This window comes from Lacrimispora indolis DSM 755 (genome assembly GCF_000526995.1).
In the GTDB taxonomy this organism is placed as follows: domain Bacteria; phylum Bacillota; class Clostridia; order Lachnospirales; family Lachnospiraceae; genus Lacrimispora; species Lacrimispora indolis.
The window spans coordinates 5,535,317-5,555,089 of the sequence record NZ_AZUI01000001.1 but is presented as its reverse complement, the minus strand read 5'-3'; the positions used below and the strand labels follow the sequence as shown (position 1 = coordinate 5,555,089).

Here is a 19,773-nt window from a genome sequence, read left to right as displayed (position 1 = left end):
AATGTGAATAAAAAGTGAATATTTTATTAGATAAATTCCATTCTTAAAAAAACAGTCAGGGGTTATAATTCAGATATGGTAAATCACATGTAAAAAATGCGCGGTTTACTGAAAACAAATTCAAATCAGGAGGGAATACAATGAAAAAGAGAACACTCAGCATTGCGCTGGCATGTGCGCTGGCAGTGACCAGCCTTGCTGGCTGCGCCGGCGGCGGTGGCAATGAAACCACTGCAGCGGCTTCGGAAGGGGATAAGGCGGAGACCACTGCAGCGGAAGCGACCACCGGGGCCGGAGGACAGACTACCCTGAAATGGTCTGTATGGGATATCAATCTTGCGCCTTATTATCAGCCGCTTATTGATGCTTTTGAAGAAAAACATCCGGATGTCAAAATCGAGATGGTTGATTTAGGCTCCAGCGATTATCAGACCGTTCTTGCTACGGAGCTTACAGGCAGCGGTTCAGATTTCGATGTGGTAATGGTAAAGGATGTTCCCGGTTACATGACTCTGGTAAATAAAGGTGTATTGGAGCCGCTGGACAGCTACATTCAGTCTTCCGGTGTGGATTTAAGTCTGTATAAAGGCCTGACCGATCAGATTACCATTGACGGCAAATTGTATGAGCTTCCGTTCCGTAACGATTTCTGGGTACTGTTTTATAATAAAGATGTCTTTGACAAGGCAGGAGTGCCTTATCCAACCAATGATATGACATTTGAGGAATACGATGCCCTGACAAGAAGCCTGGCGGTTGAGACCCCGGGTCAGGAGGTTTATGGTTCCCACTACCATACATGGAGATCTGCAGTACAGCTTTTTGGTGTTCTGGATGGCAAGCATACGATTCTGGATGGCAAGTATGAGTTCTTAAAGCCATATTATGAAATGGTACTCAGCCAGCAGGAAGACGGAATCTGCCAGGACTATGCAACGTTAAAGACAAGCGGTCTTCACTATTCCGGCGCCTTTGCACAGGGCAATATTGCAACAATGAACATGGGCACATGGTTTATTTCCACCTTAATTGAAAAGATCAAAACCGGAGAATATACCAACTGCACCAACTGGGGAATTGCAAAATATCCTCATGCGGATGGCGTAGAGGCGGGTTCTACCCTTGCAACCATTACTTCCCTTGCAATTCCTACCAATGCTCCCAATAAGGATCTGGCCTGGGAGTTTGTAAATTTTGTAAGCGGTACTGAAGGCGCTGAGATCCTTGCTTCCACAGGAACGATTCCGGCAGTTATGAACAGTACGGTGGCTGATTTGATATCCAATACGGAAGGATTCCCGAAGGATGACGATACCAGCGTCGATGCACTCAATACAGCGAATCTGTATTTGGAGATGCCTGTAAATGCAAAGAATTCTGAAATTGAAACCGCATTAAATGAAGCTCATGACGCGATCATGACAGGCGGCATGTCCGTAGACGACGGCATTGCCGAAATGGATGAAAAAGTAAGCGCAATTCTGGCTAAGTAATAAGCCGAAAGAAATAAAACAGAGGCGGGCAGCAAGAAGGCCCGCCTCATTTAAAGAAAATTTCTGATTTGATTTTGATGGAATGAAAAAACGAGAAAAGGAGGATAAGCCGTTTCATTTGGCTTTCATTATAAAATATGGCTAAGACAATAACAGAAGCGCAAAGACAGGAAAAAATCGTGGCTTTAAACGAGAAACGGGAAGCTCTGAGCCTTTTGCTAAAAGATGCCCGGGGAACCCGAAAGCGCGATGGGCTGATTGCGAAAATCGAGACAATAGATGAGAAAATAAAAAAAGTGCGGACAGGGGAACGTTTCACACGTCAGGAAAAGAGGGATATGATCGCCTATTCCTTCATTGCCCCTAATTTCATTGGGTTTGCAGTCTTTACACTGGGCCCCATTATATTTGCCTTTGTCCTGGCATTTATGAAATGGGATGGAAACAGCCCCATGGAGTTTGCCGGACTTAAGAATTTTTTTGATATGTTTGTAAGCGCCAGGTTCCGGGCGTCCTTTACCAATACCATTGTATACTGTATTGCAACGGTTCCTTTGACACTGGCCTGTGCCTTAGGTCTTGCCGTGGTTCTAAACCAGAAGATAAAGGGAAGGAATTTCTTCCGTACCGTGGGCTTTTTCCCTTACGTGGCATCTTTGGTGGCAGTGGCTGCCGTGTGGAATATGCTGTTCAGTCCTCAGAAAAGCGGCCCGGTGAACATGATCCTTTATCACCTGGGAGTCCATGCCAAGAGCCTTCCAAAGTGGTCCGCAGATCCCCACTGGGTGATGTTTACCATTGTATTGTTCAGCGTTTGGAAAAATATGGGATACTATATGGTCATATATCTGGCAGGACTTCAGGGAATCAACGGAGAGCTGTATGAAGCGGCAGGCCTTGACGGCTGCAATTCCTGGCAGAAATTCCGCTATATTACCTGGCCCCAGCTTCAGCCCACCACCTTCTTTGTGACCATTATCCTGACCATCAACTGCTTTAAGGTTTACGATATCGTTTACATGCTGGCAGGCGGTTCCAACGGCATTGTAAGCTCTCAGGCAATGGTTCTTGTTTACCACATTTACGAAGAAGCGTTCCGCAACTGGAATTTAGGCTATGCAAGTGCGGTAGCCATGGTATTGTTCTTAATGGTGCTCGCAATCACCCTGGTTCAGTTCCGCGGTGAGAAGAAATACGCAAACTAAGATAAGGAGGATTAAGAAATGAAAATAAAAAGCACAAGTTATAAAATCAGCAGATGCCTCCTCTACGTGGTTTTGCTCATTCTGACAGCCGTTATGCTGATTCCTTTTGTATGGATGATGTCGGCTTCCTTAAAGCTTGACAAGGATGTATTCATTTTTCCCATTCAGTGGATACCGGAAAATCCAAGATGGCAGAATTATCTGGATATCTGGACAAAGATCCCGCTTATGACCTTTGTACTTAATACGGTAAAAATCACCCTGATCGTTACCTTTTTACAGCTTTTAACCAGCAGTTTTGCCGCTTATGCCTTTGCAAAGCTGAAATTCAAATACAGAAATCTCTTATTTACGGCTTACATCGCAACCATCGCGGTTCCGTGGCAGGTGTATATGGTTCCCCAGTTCATGATGATGAGAAATTTCGGCCTGAATGATTCCCATCTTGCCATCATCTTTCTCCAGGCGTTCTCTGCATTCGGGGTGTTCATGATGCGCCAGTTCTATCAGGGGATCCCTGATGAACTGTGTGAGGCGGCCAGGATAGACGGCATGAGTGAATATCAGATTTATGGAAAGATCATGCTGCCATTGTCAAAGCCGGCGCTGTCTACTCTCACTATCTTCACCTTTGTCAACACCTGGAACGATTTTTTAGGGCCATTGATCTACTTAAAAACAGAAGCAAAAAAGACCCTGCAGTTAGGGCTTAAGATGTTCATCAGCCAGTACAGTTCCGAATATGGACTGATCATGGCCGCGTCCGTGCTTTCCCTGATCCCGGTCCTTATCGTATTCTTATCCCTGCAGAAATATTTCGTAGAAGGCATTGCAGCAACAGGAGTGAAAGGATAAGAAAAACCGGCCTTTTTGGTCATGAAAGAATATTACAAGGAGGTAAAAAAGCGTGAACAGACAGACGGAAGCTCTTCTTAGAGAAAAACCGGAGCTTACAGAAGAAAAGTGCAGGGAGGCCATGGATTTTGCTGCGGAGCAGGTAAAGGACAATTTAAAGGAATTTACGGAGTCTTTTAAGAAGGCATACAGTGAGGATGGATTTTACAATCCCACCCCCAATGTTAACTGGACCACAGGCTTCTGGACAGGACAGATATGGCTGGCTTACGAGTGGTGTAAGGAGGATGAACTGAAAAGGGCCGGACAGATTCAGGCAAAAAGCTTTTTGGACAGGATCGACCGCAAAGTGGAAGTGGATCATCATGATATGGGATTTCTGTATACCCCTTCCTGTGTGGCGGCATATAAACTGGTGGGAGATGAATCGGCAAAGGAGGCAGCGATTAAAGCGGCAGACCAGCTGCTCAGCCGTTTCCAGCCGGTGGGAGAATTTATCCAGGCCTGGGGGCCTATGAACCAGGTGTCAAACTACCGCTTTATCATTGACTGCCTTTTAAACCTCCCCTTATTGTACTGGGCCACAGAAGAAACAGGGGATCCCCAATACCATGACATAGCGGAAAAACACATTCATACGGCAATCGCAAATGTCATAAGAGAAGATTATTCCACCTGGCATACGTTTTTCATGAACATGGAGACAGGAGAGCCGGATCATGGGGCCACCTGCCAGGGATACAGGGATGGCTCCGCCTGGGCCAGAGGACAGGCATGGGGAGTCTATGGCTGCGCCCTTGCTTACCGGTATACAAAGCGTCCGGAATACATTGAGGATTTCAAGAATGTGACCGGATACTTTTTAGACCACCTTCCCTCAGATCTGGTGCCTTACTGGGATCTGGAATTTGGTCAGGGCTCTGAGGAACCGAGAGATTCTTCTTCTGCTTCCATAGCAGCCTGCGGAATGCTTGAAATGGCAAAATATTTAAACGAAACTGATGCTGCCTGCTATATTTCCATAGCCAAAAAGATCATGGAATCGGTTGTGGAGCATTACGCAGTAAAAGATTTAAGTGAATCCAACGGACTGGTGCTTCACAGCACCTACTCCAAGAAATCTCCTTACAATACCTGCACACCGGAAGGGGTGGATGAATGCAACATCTGGGGAGATTATTTCTACATGGAGGCTCTCACCAGGCTGTCTAAGGATTGGAATCCATATTGGTAATAATCGAAATAATTCGAAAAGAGGCGAATATAGATGAAACTTGAAACAAAGAAGGATTTCCAGCAATGGATGTTTAAGGTATTAAACCCGTTAAAGCCATTGTACAGCCAGGGCCGCGCCAGGCTTTCTCTTGGGGACACCGGAGTGACATATCAGGCGGTGAGCATAGAGATGGAAGCCTTTTCCCGGCCTTTGTGGGCCTTAGTGCCCTTGTGGCTTGGGGGAGGAAGGGGATTTGAGGAGATTTACCAGAAGGGCCTTGCTAACGGTACGGATCCTGCCCATCCGGAATACTGGGGCGGTTTTAAGGATTATGATCAGAAGTTTGTGGAAATGGCAGCCATAGCAAGCGGCCTGATTTTTACCCCGGAAAAATTATGGGAGCCTTTATGTGAAGAAGAAAAGAAAAATCTGGCAAAATGGCTTTACGGGATCAATGAATACATCATTCCTGACTGCAACTGGCAGTTTTTCATGATCCTGGTGAATATTGCATTAAAAAAGCTGGACTGCCGGTACAGTGAAGAGCGGCTGTCCTCTGGTCTTGAAAAAATAGAAAGCTATTACGTGGGAGAGGGCTGGTACCGGGATGGGGCTTCCAGTCAGAAGGATTATTACATTTCCTTTGCCCTGCATTACTACGGGCTGCTGTACGCGGTGGCAATGGAGGATGAGGAACCGGAACGGTGTTTTCGGTTTAAGGAGAGGGCAAAGAGATTTGCAAGGGATTTTATATATTGGTTTGATGAAAATGGGTCTGCCCTTCCTTACGGAAGAAGCTTGTCTTACCGCTTTGGAGAAGCTGCATTCTGGTCAGCTTATGTGTTTGCAGGACTTAATGATATTCCAGCAGGGGTTGTTAAGGGGATTTTATCGCGCCATTTAAACTGGTGGCTGGAGCAGAAGATTTTTGACCGTGACGGAGTTTTAACCATTGGATACGGATATCCCAACTTAATCATGGGAGAACGGTACAATGCGCCAGGTTCCCCTTACTGGGGCATGAAGACCCTTTTGTGCCTGGGACTTCCCGATGACCATCCCTTCTGGACCGCTAAGGCCCGGGAACTGCCGAAGCTGGATAAAGTAAAAATGCTAAAGCAGGCTGACATGGTGATGCACCGTCATGGAAAGGATGTGGTGGCCTATCCGGCAGGAGTGTGTGAGAAATACGGCCATGGCCATGTGCCGGAGAAATACTCCAAGTTTGCCTATTCCACCCGTTTTGGATTTTCCGTTGCAAAAAGTCAGATCGTGCTTCATGAAAACGCCCCGGATTCCTCCCTGGCTTTTGTCATTGACGGAGATGATTACGTGTTTGTCCGGAAATACAGCGATTCCTATGAGGTTTTTCCTGACAAGGTCGTCAGCAATTGGCATCCCTTTCCGGGAATCACGGTCACATCCACAATCATTCCCAAGGAGTACGGCCATTTGAGGATCCATGAAATCCAAAGCCAGTATGATTGCACTGCTTATGACTGCGGTTTCTCCGTGAAAAAATTCACAAGTGGTTATGAACAGAAAGCAGCGGGAAATGCCGCTTCAATATCCCATACAGATCAGGGCTGCACAGTATCAGGGAAAGGCCCGGAGGCAGCAGGCCGGGTGATCGAGGCTGATCCTAATACCAATGTGCTTTACCCCAATGCTTCCATACCTGCTGTTTCCTACCGGATCAATAAAGGAGAAACCGTTCGGCTGGAGACAAAGGTGGAGAGTTTTGTATTCTAAGATGATCCGTTGATTTTAAAACTCTTTGGCTGTATAATAGGTTCATAAACAGGAACCGGCGAGGAGGGCGACGAAGATGTGGATAAATAACAAGCAGAATTTAAAGGCTTCTTATTATAACAGCTTCTTCGCCCTCATCGTCATCCCCATTCTTTTTATTATCTTACTTTCCATTCTCATCATCCGTACCATGATGGTGGATTCCTCCGTTTCCAACATCCGGCGCGCCCAGGATAACATTGCATCAGCCCTGGGAGGCGAAGTGAAGGATGTGTCCCTCCGTTTATCCCATTTCGTGTATGTCAATGACAATGAAATTATAAAAAATGCGGCCAAAACCAATACAAAGGACGTGGCTGAAAAATACCGCTATACCAAGATCCTCACCGAATCCTTTCACTATGCCATGGTTCCGGTGCAGGACATCCTGTCTGCCGTATTCTATATGAAAGACGGAGACCATATCTACATGAAGGATGACATTACCCTTGGCATGGAGGAATTGAAGGCAGCCTCCTGGTATCAGGAAGCCTTGGCAGAGCCTAACGTGGTAAAGGTAGGCTTTTATGACCGCAGTGTGACTAATTCCAGAAGAAATGCCTATACCCTGACCATTGCCGCAGGAATATCTCCCGGAATGGATGTGGACAGGGATGGAGTCATAGAGATGGCGGCGCTGTTTACTTCCTCCCGGGCAGGCTGGATGATAAAGGATTATAATAAGGAGCGGGTATTGGGATCCACCATGATTGCGGACAAGTCAGGAAATGTTATTTTTGACGCGGAAGGCACCATGGCCCTTTTGCCCCCCGGCATTTCCTTAGAACAGCCGAAGTTCCGGTACAGGGCAGACGGCAAACGGTATATGGGCGTGGTGACCGAAGAGCCGGTGACAGGCCTTAAGATCATCAGCGTGGTGGCATATGAGACCCTTACAAGAAAATTTAACCAGACAGCAGCCGTTATTGTGGCTGTTACGCTCATCCTGTTTGCATTGTTTTACCGTTTTTCCAGTTATTTCCTGAAAAGCATCATTGACCCCATTCATCATACGGTGGAGGGCATGAAGCGGGTAGAGGAGGGGAATCTTCTGGTCCATGTGGAGCCAAAAGGGCAGCCGGAGCTGCGTCTGATGATCCATTCCTTTAACCGCATGACAAGACGGCTGAAACATCTGATGCAGGAAAATGAGGAGCAGCAGCAAAAGAAGCATGAGGCGGAAATCAGGGCGCTCCAGTCCCAGATCAATCCTCATTTTCTGGTGAACTCCTTAAATTCCATCCGGTTTATTGCCCAGATGTCAAAATATGAGTCCATTGCCCGTATGGCAGAGGCGCTCATTAAGATTTTATCCTGCTCCTTCCGGAGCAATGGAGAATTTTATCCTTTAAAAGAGGAACTGGAGGTTCTGGACGGTTATATCTATCTGATGAAAATCCGTTATTCCGATGGTTTTGAGATAAATTATGACATAGAGCAGTCCTGCCAGTCCTGTCTTGTCCCCCGGCTTATTCTCCAGCCTGTGGTGGAAAATTCCATTGTTCACGGTTTCAGCGGCCTGATGGATGAGATGGGAAAGATCTGGCTGACGGCTTATGAAAAGGAGGGGTTTCTTTTCATCGAGATCCGGGATAATGGAAAAGGGATGTCTGAGGAAGAGATACGCCGGATCATGAGCGGAGAAGAGAAGCGGGAAGGGCAAAAGGACCATGTGAGCATTGGAATCACCAACGTGAAAACCAGACTGGCCCTCAATTATGGCCCAGGCTGTGAATTTAAGATGGAAAGCGGGGAAGGCCGGTTCACAAAAACCTCCATCCGCATCCCCATAAGAAGAAAGGAGCCGGAAAACATATGAGGAATGTCCTGATCGTGGATGACGATACCATTATCCGGATCACCCTGCGCTCTCTGGTCAACTGGGAAGAGATGGGGTATCATATTGCTGCCGATGCCATCCACGGGCAGCAGGCCTTGGAATATATAAAGGATCATCCGGTAGATTTGGTGATCACGGATATGAAAATGCCGGTCATGGATGGAATCGGTCTTTTGGAAGAATTGAACCGTTTGAAAAACATGCCTGCAGTGCTGGTATTAAGCGGCTATGACGATTTTAAGCTGGTTCGGGATGCGTTCCGTCTGGGTGCCCATGATTATCTTTTAAAGGCCGGATTAACGGAAGAGACTCTTGTATCCATGCTGAAACGCATGGATGAGGAGGTCTTTCAAAGCCGCAGCAAGGAAACACAAGGAGAGAGGGAACCGGCCGCAAAAGTCCCGGATTCGGCCCTCCTTGCGGACATGGCCGTTGGAAAACGGTCTCTTGAGGAATCCTTTTTTCAACATGAATATCTGGTGATGCAGTTTGAAATAGAGGATTTTCATAAAGCATCGGCCCGTTTTGGTGAGGATTTTGAAGAAGAGCTGATAAAGCCCATGCTGGAACTGGCCGGTCAGATTCCAAGGGTAGCTTCCCGCTGCATTCTTGGGGCAGTGGGGCCTTCCCGCTATTGTTTGCTGTACCGCATAACTGATCCGGGACAGTATAAGGAAAATTCGGTTTCCGCCTGCAGGCAGTTATGCAATGTGTGGAAGCATTTTATGAACCTCTCCGTGTCCGCGGGGATCAGCAGGCCGGGAAAGGGGGCGGCGGATTTCCTAAACCGTTTTGAAGAGGCAGGAGAGCGGTTAAGGCTTAAATACTTAAAAGGAAAAGGAAAGATCTGCGATCCATGGGAAAAGGATATGGTTTCCTTTAAGGAAGTCCGGCAGACAGGGCAGGATTATGAAAGGCTTTTAAAAGGGCTGATGGTGGGAGATGAGCTGGCCGTATGGTCGGAAAAGAAACGGCTTTTTTCAGAGCTTTACAAAATGGAATTAAAGGCTGCCAAAGAGACCTGCCTTTGCATCATCTGCAGTATGGCCTGGCAGCTTTCGGATAACCACGATGATATCGGCGCCCTGTTTGTGGAAGAGGTCAATTACTATGAAAAAATCGGACGTCTGGATGAGATGAGAAGCCTGGAATTATGGCTGAATAATTTTTTTCGCTGGATCATGGATTATAATGCCCACCAAACGGACCGGAGACAGGCGGATATGATGATCCGGGCAAAACGATTCATCATGGACAATTACGCCAACCCGGAACTGACCCTTGGAAGCGTGGCGGGCTTTGTTGGTCTTAATGAAAAATACTTCAGCACCAGATTTACGAAGGAAGAGGGAATGACCTTCAGCAATTATTTAACAGAGGTCCGGATCCGAAAAGCAAGGGAGCTGATGGAGACAACGGATTTAAAAATTTATGAAATCGGCCAGAGTGTGGGCTATAACAGCGTGGAGCATTTTACCAGAGTATTTAAAAAGCTGTGCGGAGTCAGCCCGGGAGTGTACCGGAAATAAAGATCTGACAAAACATCAAGTTTTCAAACCATATCTCATGGAGAAGCTTGTTTTGAAATGGTAATATAGTTATCAGAAATCGCTTTTCAGATTTCCGATAAAAGGCAGTGCTTTTACTGCCGTCCATCTGACTATGAAAACGTCTTTTTGTTTTCATAATATAACGTCATCAAAACAAGGGAGGTATTACAGCAATGAGAAAACGAGTGTTGGCTTTGGGACTTTGTGCAGCAATGGCTATGGGAACAATGGCAGGCTGCTCCCCGTCAAAGGGAACAACGGAAACCCAAAAGGAAGAAACTGCGGCAGCAGGTCAGGATGGGGCTTCCACGGAAGCAGGAAAAACAGAGGCAAAGAATGACTTGGAAGGCAGTCTGGTATTTGCAATCTGGGACAATAACCTGATGGATTATATTGATGAAAATGATATGGTTGGGAAATTCCAGGAGAAATATCCCAATGCGGAAATTGAAGTAGAAAAGATCAAGGATGATTCCGAATACTGGAATGCCATGAAGATGAGAACTTCGGCAAACCAGCTTCCGGATGTCATGTTTAACAAACCATTTACCTTATCCAGATTTAAGGATTATCTGCTGGATTTATCTGACTTAGAAGCAGCGAAAAACAACGAGCTTGCCTCCGGGTATGCAATGGATGGCAAGGTCCTGGGGATTCCCATGACAGCGGGCTATGAATACGTGTATTACTGGAAAGACATGTTTAAGGAAGCCGGCGTAGAAGTTCCCACCACCTGGGAGGACTTTGAAAAGGCTGCTCAGACCCTTCAGGATCATTACGGAAAAAATGACCCGGATTTCATGGCAATTGCTCTTGGAGCAAAGGATGAATGGCCGGATTATCCCTATATGGAATTTATGCCGGCGCTTCAGGGCGGCAATGGACAGAACTGGAATGACATGGCAAAGTCAGACGCACCTTTTGCAGACGGAACGGATATTAACAAAGCGTACAATAAGGTATACAGCTTATTCACCAAGGATGTGTTCGGCAAAGATCCACTCGGCATGGGCAATGACCAGGTAACTGCTCTGTTTGCACAGAAAAAGGCTGCCATCATTGCACTGGGAGACTGGGGCTTACAGAACATTCAGAGCGGTACGGATGACGCTTCAGAACTGGGTACCTTCTATCTTCCGGTAAGAGATACCAAGGATGATCCTTTCCGTGTCATTGTACAGGGCGATTCCTTTATGGGAGTGACCACACACAGCAAGAATCCGGAGCTGGCAAAGGCATTTGTGGAATGGTTCTACAGTGAAGACTGGTATCCCGGATACATCAACTATGTGACCAGTGCCTCCTCTATGAAGAACTTCCCCAAGGAGAAGGATCCTATTCTGGCCCAGTCGGATGAGCAGCAGCCGGATAAGGAACTGGTTATGTATGACGGCGGCGGAGACAGTTTCCAGGCGATACAGAACGAAATCGCATTTGATTATAAGAAGCTTGGATCCCAGATGTTTACCAATGGCTTTGATCTTAAGGCGGAACTGGATGGGCTTAATACAAAATGGGCACAGGCCAGAACCAAGCTGGGAATTAAATAAACAGAATGGAAAAGGGGGCAGGGTGATGGAATCCTGTCCCTTTTTCCTCCAAGGACTTATATCAGGAGGTTTCTATGAATTCATTAGAAAGACAGAAAAAAAGGTTTATTGTATGTTCCCTTGTGGTGCCTATGGCATTGCTCATTGCATTTGTGGTGTTTCCGGCCCTTGACTTGATCCGCATGAGCTTCACAAACTGGGATGGATACTCCAGGACCTACGATGCCATTGGTTTTGGCAATTACACTGCCATGTTCCGCAACAAGGACTTGTGGCTGTCCCTTCGAAACAACGCAGTGTATTTTTTCGGACATCTGATATTCATACCCATTGAGCTGATGTTCGCTGTTCTTTTGACTTCCAGGCTTCGGGGGGCAAAGTTTTATAAAACCATGGTTTTTATGCCATATATCATCAACGGAGTTGCCATTTCCTATGCTTTCTCTTATTTCTTTTCTCCCATTAACGGAGCCTTTGATGAGATATTGACCGTATTTCATCTGGAAAGCTTTATCAGGAACTGGCTGTCAGACCCTAAAATCGTCAATTTCGTCCTTACCTTTGTTTCCCTGTGGAGGTTCTCCGGGTACCATGTCATCCTTTTCATGGCAGCCCTCCAGTCTCTTCCTCAGGATGTGCAGGAGGCGGCCAGAGTGGATGGGGCCAATGCATGGCAGATGTTCCGGTACATTCAGATACCCTCCATTATGCTCATGGTGGATTTTGTCCTTTTCGACAACATCCGCGGCGCCCTTCAGGTATTTGACATTCCTTATGTCATGACCAGCGGAGGACCGGGGTATGCTTCCTCCACCTTTACCCTTTACACCATTGATACGGCCTTTAAATACAGCAACTTTGGCCTTGCTTCCACCATGGCCGTGGCGATTATGATCATGATTGTTGTCATTTATCTGATCCAGAACAAGATCATTCACGGAATCATTTTAAAAGGGGGGGAAAAATAAGATGAAAACACGTACAATGGAACAAGGCTTCAAACAGATCTTCTGCATGGGCATGGTCCTGATCGTTCTGGCGCCCATTGCTTTGACTTTGTTTGCGGCTTTTAAGACAAAGGCGGATATGGTGAACACATCCCCCCTGCTTCTCCCGCCAATTGACAGAATCACGTTTTTAAACTTTACAAAGGTGCTGGGAGATAAGTATCTGTTGATCGGCTTTAAGAATACGGGCATTATACTGGCGGTCAGCATTCTGTTTAATGTGCTGTTTGGCACCATTACCGCGTTTATTCTGGAACGTTTTGAGTTTAAGCTGAAAAAGGTGATCATGGGCCTGTTCTTCCTGGGCATGCTGATCCCCAGCTTTGTAACGGAAATTGCCAGGTTTAAGATCATTAACAGCATCGGGCTTTACAATACTCTTGGCGCTCCCATTGTGATTTATGTGGCGTCAGATTTAATGCAGCTTTACATTTACCGGCAGTTCATTTCAACCCTTCCGGTATCTCTTGATGAAAGTGCTCTTTTAGATGGCTGTTCCTATTTCGGCCTGTTTACAAAGATCATTTTCCCGCTGCTGGCACCTGCCACGGCTACGGTGGTGATCATCAAAGCCATTACCATCATCAATGACATGTACATCCCATATCTGTATATGCCAAAGAACAGGCTGCGGACCTTAACTACCTTTCTGATGAATTACGCCAATGCCCAGCAGGGATCCTGGCAGAAGCTGGCGGCCGGCATCATCATCATCATGCTGCCCACCATCCTGATCTATATCTTTTTCCAGAAATACATTCTTGCAGGAATCGCAGCCGGAGCAGTAAAGGAATAAAAGATACATGAAATCGTAAAATATGCAATGGATTCTTGAATCACAGTCGCTTATAATGGATCTAGAGTATTTATAGAAGGAGGTTTCTTTCAATGGAACAGAAAACCGCAAAACTGGAATGGCTGGAGGATCCCCGGGTCTTTGCAGTGAACCGGCTGGCCCCGCATTCCGATCACCGCTATTACGAGACGGAAGAGGAAGCTATAAGGGGGAGTATGGGGCTGCGACAGTCCTTAAACGGAACGTGGGGATTTTCTTACGCAGAAAATCCTGCTGCAAGGAAGGCGCATTTCTACGAAAGAGATTTTAGCCTGGACGGCTTTGGCACCATAGAGGTTCCGGGACATATAGAGCTCCAGGGATACGGCAGATGCCAGTATATTAATACCATGTATCCATGGGATGGTCTGGCCGATATCAGGCCGCCTCACACGGACAAGGAGAATAACCCGGTTGGAAGCTATATCAGAGAATTTGAGCTGGAGGAACCACTGAAGGGAAAACGGCTGTTCTTATCTTTTCAGGGAGTGGAAACGGCCTTTTATGTCTGGCTTAACGGGACCTTTATCGGATATTCCGAGGATTCCTTTACGCCCTCGGAGTTTGAGATTACAGACGCCCTTCTTCCGGGTACCAACCGCCTTGGGGTGGAGGTTTATAAAAGAAGCAGTGCAAGCTGGATCGAGGATCAGGATTTCTTCCGGTTTTCCGGTATTTTCCGGGAAGTGTATTTATATGCTGTTCCGGAATGCCATATAAATGATTTATTCATCCACGGAGATGTGTCTGATGATTACCGGGACGGCTTATTCCGGGCGGCGCTGACCCTTACCGGAGAAACAAAGGGAACCATCCATGCCGTATTAAAGGATCGGGCAGGGGAAACGGCCGCATCCTGGGAAGCCATTCCCGCAGAGAAAGAAGTGGAATTCTCCTGCCGCATTCCCAATGCCCGTTTGTGGAGCGGGGAGGACCCTTACCGGTATGAGCTTACGGTCACCTTATACGATGAACATGGAAATGTGAAAGAGATCGTTCCCCAAAAGGTGGGCTTCCGCCGTTTTGAGCTGAAGGACCGTCTGATGTGCTTAAACGGAAAGAGAATTGTGTTTCGGGGGATCAACCGGCATGAATTCAATGTGAGAAGAGGCCGCTCCATCACAAAAGAGGACATGCTGTGGGATATCCGGTTTATGAAACGCCACAACATCAACGCGGTCAGAACCTGCCATTATCCGGATCAAAGCTTATGGTATGAGCTTTGCGATGAATACGGGATCTATCTCATTGATGAGGCGAATTTAGAAAGCCATGGTTCCTGGCAGAAAATGGGAGCCTGCGAGCCTTCCTGGAACGTGCCAGGAAGTCTTCCTCAGTGGAAGGACTGTGTGGTGGACCGGGCAAGGTCCATGTTGGAGAGGGATAAGAACCATCCCAGCATCCTGATCTGGTCCTGCGGCAATGAATCCTATGCAGGAGAAGACATTCTGGCAATGTCGGAATTCTTTAAAGAAAGGGATCCTTCCAGGCTGGTCCACTATGAGGGCGTATTCTGGAACCGGGAATTTGACCGGACCAGTGATATGGAAAGCCGGATGTATGCCAAGCCTTCTGAGGTAGAGGAATATTTAAAGAAAGATCCGGGGAAGCCCTTTATTCTTTGTGAATACATGCATGCCATGGGCAATTCCCTTGGAGGGATGAAAAAGTACACTGATTTAGAAGACCGGTATGAGATGTACCAGGGCGGTTTTATCTGGGATTATATTGACCAGTCCTTAATGAAAAAGGATGCTTTCGGCAAGGAGCATATGACCTATGGCGGAGATTTCGGTGACAGACCAACCGATTACAGCTTTTGCGGAAACGGGATCGTTTATGCTGACAGGACCATTTCCCCAAAGGCTCAGGAGGTCAAATACTTATATCAGGATATCCGCCTGATTCCTGACTCTAAAGGCGTATCCATAGAAAACAGGAGATTATTTGCAGATACCTCTGATCTGGAGTTTGTCTATTCTGTTTTAAAGGACGGAGAACCGGTTTATCAGAAGAGCTTCCACACATCAGTAAAGCCTTTGGAAACAGGATATGAAGTTCTTCCAATTCCGGATTTCACTGAGCCGGGAGAATATGTCCTCCAGGTTTCGGCTCTTCTTAAACATGATGCCTTGTGGGCGGAATCCGGCTATGAAACAGCCTTTGGGGAGGCGGTCACAGTGGTAGAAGGCCGGCAGGAAAAATCCTGTAAAAAGCCTTTGACGGTGATTCACGGCGATGTAAACATCGGTGTTATGGGAGATGGCTTCCGGGTATTGTTTTCCAGACAGGAAGGCAGCATGGTTTCTATGGTTTATGATGGGAAGGAATGGCTGGGAAGGCCGTTGATGCCGGTATACTGGAGGGCGACGACGGATAATGACAAAGGAAATAAGTTTTCCGCAGCAAGCTCCGTGTGGTATGGGGCAGGCAGATTCCCTTATTACAGCAATGAGAATTGCAAGGTGGAAGAGAAAGAAGGAAGTATAAAGGTGACCTATACCTATGAGCTATCCACTGTTCCCCAAGCGGCAGCAGAGGTTTCCTATGAAGTAGATGGAAGCGGGGCCATTAAGGTAAGAGCATTATTTAAGGGGCAAAAGGGCTTGCCTCAGCTTCCAGCCTTTGGCATGAGGCTCATTACACCGGAAGCAGCTAAAAAGTTTACCTGGTATGGAAGAGGCCCGGAGGAAAATTACTGCGACAGGAAGGAAGGAGCAAGGCTGGGTATCTATGAGGATACGCCTGATAACAACCTTTCCCGTTATCTGGTGCCACAGGAGTGCGGCAACAGGACCGGAGTCCGCTGGCTTAAGATAGCGGACATGGAAGGCCATTCCCTCACCTTCCGCGCATCCGGCCTGGCTTTTGATGCTTCCGTACTTTCCTATACCGCGGAGGAACTGGAATCCGCCACACACAGAGAGGAGCTTCCCCTCCCAAGATATACGGTAGTGAACATTTTAGGAGCAATGAGAGGCGTAGGCGGCGATGACAGCTGGGGAGCGCCGGTTCATCCGGAGTATTGCATAAGCGGGGAAAAGGAGCTTATAACGGAATTCATTATAGAAGGAAGATCGTAAATGCAGGCGGCAGATGGCAGGAGTATAAAAAATCCTGCTGTCAGCCGCGTTTTTGTTCTGCCAAAGAGAATCAATGCTATTGATAAAAATAATCAGGAAATCTCACCCCATTTCCCCCAGATTGTACTATAATAGGATTGAACAGGCAGAAGTCAGCTGGAACCGACAGAAAGCAGCTGAAAGCAGAATGTGCAGGAGCAGATGCAAAGCCGAAAACCAGGAAGAAAAGATAGAGGAGGAAACAGGATGTCTACTGCAATTATTTGCGTAATTTTAATCATCATTTGCTATTTTGGATTGAGAAGCACCATAAAAAGGACGAAAAATGGCTGCTGTGGAAGCGGCGGCGATGAGGTGAAGAAAATCAAGGCAGCTGATAAAGATATTTCCCATTATCCTTATACCCGCACCTTAGAGGTAGAAGGAATGACCTGCGGAAACTGTAAAATGAGGGTTGAGAATGGATTCAACAGCCGGGAAGGGCTGTATGCCTCTGTGGATTTAAAGAAAAAACTGGCTGTAATCCATATGAAAGAGCAGGTTCCGGAGGAAGAGCTGAAGGACATCGTGAGAAAGGCCGGATATACCCCTGGGAATATAGAGTAAGCGTTCTGTCCATTATGATAAGGCAAAAATGTTACCGGAATTTGCAGAGAAAAGAAGATGATTGCAAACAGCAGCGGGCAATGATGGTTTGATTGGAAACCCATTATTGTCCGTTGTTTTCTGTTTTTCGGGAAAAAGAGAATTATCTGGAAAAATAGATTGTTTTTCCCTGTTATACGTGGTAAGTTGATAGCAGACAGGAGGTGGCCTGATGATAAAAGTTACATTTTATGATTCTGCAGAGGATCATTTGCTGGATTTTGCAGTCATTGTTTCCCGGTACAGGGATCAATGGATATTTTGCAAACACAGGGACCGAAACACCTTTGAATTTCCGGGAGGGCACCGGGAAAAGGGAGAGGATATCTTAACTGCTGCAAAGCGGGAACTTTATGAAGAGACAGGAGCCGCAGAATATACTTTAAAGCAGGTCTGCGCCTATTCGGTTCAGAGGCTTGATGATAAAGAGGCGGATTTAAAAGAGTCATTTGGCATGCTCTTTTATAGTGAGGTAAAAGAACTGGGAGAAATGCCTCCTGGCTATGAGATAGAAATGATCCGGCTGTTTGATGAAATGCCGGATTCTCTTACATATCCTGAGATCCAGCCGGAATTAATGGAAAAGATTCTCCGCTCTGTTTTCTGATGGCCGGAAGGCAAGAACGAATACACTAGAAGTGTAGTTTTTAGAAAATGAGAAAGGTGAGGAAGATCATGATCATTGATTTTAACGAAACAGAAGAAACCATTCTCCCCCATTTTAATGGCGGAGAAAAAGAGTTTAAGGCAAAAATGCTTGTGGATGGGAACAATAAGATCCTCTATGGAAGGCTGGAGCCAGGAGCAACCATAGGGCTGCACACTCATGATACAAGCAGCGAAATCATCTATTTCCTGCAGGGAACGGGGAAGATGCTGATCGACGGCGGGGAGGAAACCGTACAGGCAGGATTATGCCATTATTGCCCAAAAGGGCATACTCACAGTATGATCAATAACAGTGAGGCTGATTTGATTTTCTTTGCGGTTGTCCCCCAACAGTGACATACTGCTGTCATATTTGGGATGATATAATTTCAAAGAAAAGAAGGGGGAGTTATGAAGTTTCAAGGCTCTGCGCCAGCAGTAACAAACACGGAAAGGCAGGAAGAAAGGAGATCACATGCTGGAATATATACCGACCCAAGAGGAAATGACTTCACTGTTGGGAGAGGCTTTATTTGAATCATGGAAAAGCCTTTGTGAAAGAATTGAAGAAAAATATGATATGGAGTGCCAATGGAACAGGGGAGGCAAGGCGTGGAAGTATGAGTATAAATACCGCAGGGGCGGGAAAACTCTCTGCGCTTTGTATGCAAGAGAAAAGTGCTTTGGATTCATGGTGATTCTGGGGAAGGCGGAACGGGAAGCCTTTGACCAGGAACGGGAGAACTACTCCCCTGAAGTTCAAAGGGTATACGATGAATCAACGACCTATCACGACGGGAAATGGCTGATGTTTGAAATAAAGGATCCATCGCTGTTTAATGATATGATGGGGCTTTTGAGGATAAAGAGAAGGCCGAATAAAAAGTAGCCGGAATGATTGGGAGGAGATGTATGAAATATCATTGGATCGATGAATATTTGAAATCAATGAAGGGAGTATCCAGTGATTTCAAGGAGGAATGGAACTGGACCAGATATCTTCTTGGGGATAAAATGTTTGCCGCGGTATGCAAGGATGATCAGGGCAGGGATCAGCTGATCACATGTAAGCTGGAGCCGGCAGAAGGAGATTTTTTAAGGCAGAAATATGAAGATATCATACCAGGCTATTATATGAACAAGGTTCATTGGAATTCCATAAAAGCAGACGGGAACGTGCCGGATGATTTGGTGAAGGACTTGCTGGAGAAATCCTATTACCTGGTTTTGACCGGGCTGACGAAAAAGAAGCAAAAAGAATTGCTGGGAGAGTGAACCTCATCTGTTGCAGGATTCTCCGGCAGGAAGCATAAGGAATGTAGGTGTGACCCATGAAATATTTTGGAGAAGGATTAAGCGATGTTCATAAGGCTTTAAGTAAAATAATCCGCAAGGAAGAAGAGACCGGGCAGGCAAAAGCTCTCTTTTTAAACCTGCACAGGGAACTTCACCTTTCAGAAATATCAGAAGGGGAAGAAAATGAGGTGGACAGACTTCTTGGAGATCTGAAAGCAAACGAGTACGCCATCATGCCTTCCGAAAAGGATGAAACCATAGCATGGGTTTTATGGCATATTGCCAGGATCGAGGACCTGACCATGGGCATTCTGGTGGGAGGCAGGAACCAGCTTTTTGATGACGGCTGGAAACAAAGGATGAACTCTTCCATTACAGATACCGGCAACGCTCTGTCAGACGATGAGATCATGGATCTAAGCAGAAGAATCAATATTTCAGAGCTGCTGCATTACCGGAACGAGGTTGGAATCAGAACCAGGAACATAGTTAAAAGTTTAACATCAACTGATATGAGAACAAAGGTTCCGTTATCAGGGCTTGATAAAATCCTTTTGGAAGGCGGAGTGACAAAGCAGGAGGATTCTGTCTGGCTTCTGGATTTTTGGGGCAAAAAGGACAAAGCAGGGATTTTGCTGATGCCGCCTACCCGCCATGTCATGCTTCATCTCAATGACTGCTGTAAGTGGAAGGAGCTCATCAGGACAAAGAAGAGGTTTTACAAGAGTTCCTGAGGTTTTTTGCAGCAGGAAAGTGACT

General features: G+C 46.4%; 17 protein-coding genes. All 17 read left to right on the top strand.

Annotation, left to right across the window (positions count from 1 at the left end; all coding sequences use genetic code 11):
* Nucleotides 1-140 precede the first annotated feature (140 nt).
* Entirely contained in the window at nt 141-1,493 is a 1,353-nt protein-coding gene (locus K401_RS0126990) for an ABC transporter substrate-binding protein (protein ID WP_024295864.1), read from the top strand.
* A gap of 338 nt (nt 1,494-1,831) precedes the next feature.
* A complete protein-coding gene (locus K401_RS0126985; protein WP_156882370.1) occupies nt 1,832-2,698 on the top strand; it encodes a carbohydrate ABC transporter permease in 867 nt (288 codons plus the stop codon).
* Nucleotides 2,699-2,716: 18 nt separating this feature from the next.
* Nucleotides 2,717-3,553 carry a carbohydrate ABC transporter permease gene (locus K401_RS0126980; protein WP_024295862.1) on the top strand — a complete coding sequence of 279 codons (837 nt, stop codon included), beginning with the start codon at nt 2,717-2,719 and terminating at the stop codon, nt 3,551-3,553.
* A 121-nt stretch (nt 3,554-3,674) separates the two neighbouring features.
* Nucleotides 3,675-4,787 (top strand): glycoside hydrolase family 88 protein, encoded by a 1,113-nt coding sequence (locus tag K401_RS0126975; protein ID WP_438830328.1) that lies wholly within the window; start codon nt 3,675-3,677, stop codon nt 4,785-4,787.
* A 33-nt stretch (nt 4,788-4,820) separates the two neighbouring features.
* The gene (locus tag K401_RS0126970; RefSeq protein ID WP_024295860.1) at nt 4,821-6,521 is read left to right on the top strand and encodes a DUF2264 domain-containing protein; all 1,701 of its coding nucleotides are present in this window, start codon (nt 4,821-4,823) and stop codon (nt 6,519-6,521) included.
* A gap of 76 nt (nt 6,522-6,597) precedes the next feature.
* Complete coding sequence (locus K401_RS0126965) at nt 6,598-8,379, top strand: sensor histidine kinase (protein ID WP_024295859.1); 1,782 nt, start codon at nt 6,598-6,600, stop codon at nt 8,377-8,379.
* Nucleotides 8,376-9,929 (top strand): response regulator transcription factor, encoded by a 1,554-nt coding sequence (locus K401_RS0126960; RefSeq protein WP_024295858.1) that lies wholly within the window; start codon nt 8,376-8,378, stop codon nt 9,927-9,929. The genes K401_RS0126965 and K401_RS0126960 overlap by 4 nt, the downstream gene beginning before the upstream one ends.
* A gap of 194 nt (nt 9,930-10,123) precedes the next feature.
* Nucleotides 10,124-11,500 carry an ABC transporter substrate-binding protein gene (locus K401_RS0126955; protein ID WP_024295857.1) on the top strand — a complete coding sequence of 459 codons (1,377 nt, stop codon included), beginning with the start codon at nt 10,124-10,126 and terminating at the stop codon, nt 11,498-11,500.
* A 74-nt stretch (nt 11,501-11,574) separates the two neighbouring features.
* Nucleotides 11,575-12,468 (top strand): carbohydrate ABC transporter permease, encoded by an 894-nt coding sequence (locus K401_RS0126950; RefSeq protein ID WP_024295856.1) that lies wholly within the window; start codon nt 11,575-11,577, stop codon nt 12,466-12,468.
* Nucleotide 12,469: 1 nt separating this feature from the next.
* The gene (locus K401_RS0126945) at nt 12,470-13,303 is read left to right on the top strand and encodes a carbohydrate ABC transporter permease (protein WP_024295855.1); all 834 of its coding nucleotides are present in this window, start codon (nt 12,470-12,472) and stop codon (nt 13,301-13,303) included.
* 92 nt (nt 13,304-13,395) lie between these two features.
* Nucleotides 13,396-16,425 (top strand): beta-galactosidase, LacZ type, encoded by a 3,030-nt coding sequence (gene lacZ, locus K401_RS0126940; protein WP_024295854.1) that lies wholly within the window; start codon nt 13,396-13,398, stop codon nt 16,423-16,425.
* 246 nt (nt 16,426-16,671) lie between these two features.
* Nucleotides 16,672-17,031, top strand: a complete 360-nt coding sequence (locus tag K401_RS0126930) for a heavy-metal-associated domain-containing protein (RefSeq protein ID WP_024295853.1) — start codon at nt 16,672-16,674, stop codon at nt 17,029-17,031.
* Nucleotides 17,032-17,242: 211 nt separating this feature from the next.
* Complete coding sequence (locus tag K401_RS0126925; RefSeq protein WP_024295852.1) at nt 17,243-17,677, top strand: NUDIX hydrolase; 435 nt, start codon at nt 17,243-17,245, stop codon at nt 17,675-17,677.
* 68 nt (nt 17,678-17,745) lie between these two features.
* Entirely contained in the window at nt 17,746-18,075 is a 330-nt protein-coding gene (locus tag K401_RS0126920) for a cupin domain-containing protein (protein WP_024295851.1), read from the top strand.
* A 118-nt stretch (nt 18,076-18,193) separates the two neighbouring features.
* Nucleotides 18,194-18,607 carry a DUF3788 domain-containing protein gene (locus tag K401_RS0126915; protein ID WP_024295850.1) on the top strand — a complete coding sequence of 138 codons (414 nt, stop codon included), beginning with the start codon at nt 18,194-18,196 and terminating at the stop codon, nt 18,605-18,607.
* Nucleotides 18,608-18,630: 23 nt separating this feature from the next.
* On the top strand, nt 18,631-18,993 hold the full coding sequence (locus tag K401_RS0126910; protein ID WP_024295849.1) for an MmcQ/YjbR family DNA-binding protein: 363 nt from the start codon (nt 18,631-18,633) through the stop codon (nt 18,991-18,993).
* A gap of 56 nt (nt 18,994-19,049) precedes the next feature.
* Nucleotides 19,050-19,748, top strand: coding sequence for a DinB family protein (locus tag K401_RS0126905; RefSeq protein ID WP_024295848.1), 699 nt, complete (start codon nt 19,050-19,052; stop codon nt 19,746-19,748).
* The last annotated feature ends 25 nt before the right edge of the window (nt 19,749-19,773 follow it).